Source organism: Nocardioides sp. (genome assembly GCF_031422975.1).
Lineage (GTDB): Bacteria > Actinomycetota > Actinomycetes > Propionibacteriales > Nocardioidaceae > Nocardioides.
The window spans coordinates 1-2,266 of record NZ_JANPEO010000063.1; the positions used below are offsets into that span (position 1 = coordinate 1).

Annotated in this window: 4 protein-coding genes; 1 reads left to right on the forward strand and 3 read right to left on the reverse strand. The window is 67.6% G+C overall.

The genetic code is table 11. From position 1 onward, the window contains the following. Together RMO85_RS02190 and cysD are read right to left on the reverse strand one after the other, a co-directional pair. Window positions 1-236, reverse strand: a 236-nt coding sequence (locus RMO85_RS02190; RefSeq protein WP_310526197.1) for a GTP-binding protein, incomplete at its 3' end; no start/stop codon positions are given. Between the two features lie 35 nt (window positions 237-271). After that, the gene (gene cysD, locus RMO85_RS02195; RefSeq protein WP_310526199.1) at window positions 272-1,186 is read right to left on the reverse strand and encodes a sulfate adenylyltransferase subunit CysD; all 915 of its coding nucleotides are present in this window, start codon (window positions 1,184-1,186) and stop codon (window positions 272-274) included. A gap of 334 nt (window positions 1,187-1,520) precedes the next feature. Between cysD and RMO85_RS02200 the strand changes: the two genes are divergently transcribed. Continuing rightward, on the forward strand, window positions 1,521-2,060 hold the full coding sequence (locus tag RMO85_RS02200; protein WP_310526200.1) for a hypothetical protein: 540 nt from the start codon (window positions 1,521-1,523) through the stop codon (window positions 2,058-2,060). A gap of 12 nt (window positions 2,061-2,072) precedes the next feature. On the opposite strand, the gene RMO85_RS02205 is transcribed toward RMO85_RS02200, so the two are convergent. Continuing rightward, window positions 2,073-2,266, reverse strand: a 194-nt coding sequence (locus tag RMO85_RS02205; protein ID WP_310526201.1) for a D-aminoacyl-tRNA deacylase, incomplete at its 5' end; no start/stop codon positions are given.

Genomic DNA, 2,266 nt, shown 5'->3' on the forward strand with positions numbered 1-2,266 from the left:
GGCGTCGCGAAGTAGCGGTAGGCCACGTCGATGGTGATGCCCTGCTCCCGCTCGGAGCGCAGACCGTCGGTCAGCAGCGCGAGGTCGGTGTAGTCGTAGCCCTTGGACACCGAGGAGGCCTCGACGGCCTCGAGCTGGTCCTCGAAGATCGACTTGGAGTCGAGCAGCAGGCGACCGATGAGGGTGGACTTGCCGTCGTCGACCGAGCCGGCGGTGGCGAAGCGGAGGAGATCCATCTGACCGTGGTCAGAGGAGGTCTGGGGGGTACCCATTAGAAGTAGCCTTCCTTCTTGCGGTCTTCCATGGCCGCCTCGGAGAACCGGTCGTCACCGCGGGTCGCACCGCGCTCGGTCACCCGGGCGATCGCGATCTCGTCGATGATCTCGGCAGTGGTGGATGCGGTCGACTCGACGCAACCGGTCTGCGACTTGTCGCCGACCGTGCGGAAGCGGACCATCTTGGTCTCGACCTTTTCGTCGCCCTTGGGCTGCACGGCGTCGGAGAGCGAGAGCCACATGCCGTCGCGGAGGATGACCTCGCGCTCGTGGGCGAAGTAGATCGAGGGGATCTCGATCTGCTCGCGGTCGATGTAGTGCCAGATGTCGAGCTCGGTCCAGTTGGACAGCGGGAAGACGCGCATGTGCTCGCCGGCGTGGATGCGGCCGTTGTAGAGGCTCCACAGCTCGGGGCGCTGCATCTTCGGGTCCCACTGGCCGAACTCGTCGCGGTGGGAGTAGACGCGCTCCTTGGCGCGGGCCTTCTCCTCGTCGCGGCGGCCACCACCGAAGGCGGCGGTGAAGCCGTTCTCCTCGATGGCGTTGAGCAGGGTGCCGATCTGGTGGCGGTTGCGCGACGTCTTGCCGTCGTCGATCACGACGCCGTTCTTGATGGCGTCGTCGACGCTGGCGATGTGGATCCGTGCGCCGAGGCGGTCGACCCAGCTGTCGCGGGTCGTGAGGACCTCGTCGAAGTCGAGGCCGGTGTCGACCTGGAGCAGCGGGAACGGGAGCTTGGCGGGGTAGAAGGCCTTCTCCGCCAGCCGCAGCATGACGATGGAGTCCTTGCCACCGGAGAACATCAGGACCGGCTTCTCGAACTCGGCGGCGACCTCACGGAAGATGTGGATCGACTCGGCCTCGAGCTGGTCGAGCTGACTCAGCTGGTAGTCGGCGTGGGTGGTGGTCATGACAGACGAGGGGCCTCTCTGGGGGACAGCAGCCCACATCGTAGCGAGGCCGGACCCGAACGTCGCATCACAGGCGCTGTGCGACCGGGCACGACTTCAGCGCCCTCCTGGTGCGTCGCCCGCGTTGGCGACGGCCCGAAGCTGGAGCTGCGGCAGGTGACGCGCCTGGTCTGGACAATCGGTGCCCGAGATCCACGAATGCCCACGCTAGGGATACGGCAGGTCCACACCGGCACGCGCTAGCAGGTCCCGCCCTACGTTCGTCAGCGTTCGGGGCTAGCAATGGGCAGGCCTGAGAGTCGTAGGGAGTGGCATGTCGGATCACCTTCTGAGCATGTCCGCTCCGTCGCAGACCCAGCCCGACCGGCGGGCGGTCGCAGCCCGGGCACGCCCCGAGGGCGGCGATGGGCGTGGCCCCTTCGCCACGAGCTCGCTCCTGGTGCTCAACAACTTCAGCGCCTTCAGGCACGACGCTGCACTCTTTGTCAGCGCAGTCGGTTCAGGCAGCACCGGCGCCATCACGAACATCGAAGGCAAGGCATGCGGGCGAGTCTCGTTGAGCTTTGTCGTCCCCTTCGTGCCAGGTCACCGCTACTACGGTGCGGCTCCCGCGGCCACGGTCAGTGCGCCGGCCGGGTGGACCGGCGGCACGCGCATGGGCGCAGGGCCATGGACCTACGCCTACCTGGCCGACGCGCCGACCCCAGCTGACTCCTCCGCGTCCGGCACCACGGCGGCAGTCGCCACCGCGCCCGACTTCGGCTTCACCTTCATTGCGCTCACCGATGCCGGATCGGGAGCGAACTCCCAGGAGTGCGTCACCGTCGATGCATCGGCTTCGGTCGGGTCGGGGACGGCCAGCGACGAGGCCTGAAGGACCGGGGCTTCACGGTGACTCGAGCGTCAAGGTCACCGGTCCGTCGTTGACCGACGCCACCTGCATGTCGGCCCCGAACCTACCGCGCGCCACGGTCGTGCCCAGCCGCTCCAGTTCGACGCACACTGCGGCGTACACCGGCTCGGGGACTTCGGCCGGGCTCTCACCCGGCTCACCGGCAAGGACATGATGCTCCCGATGAA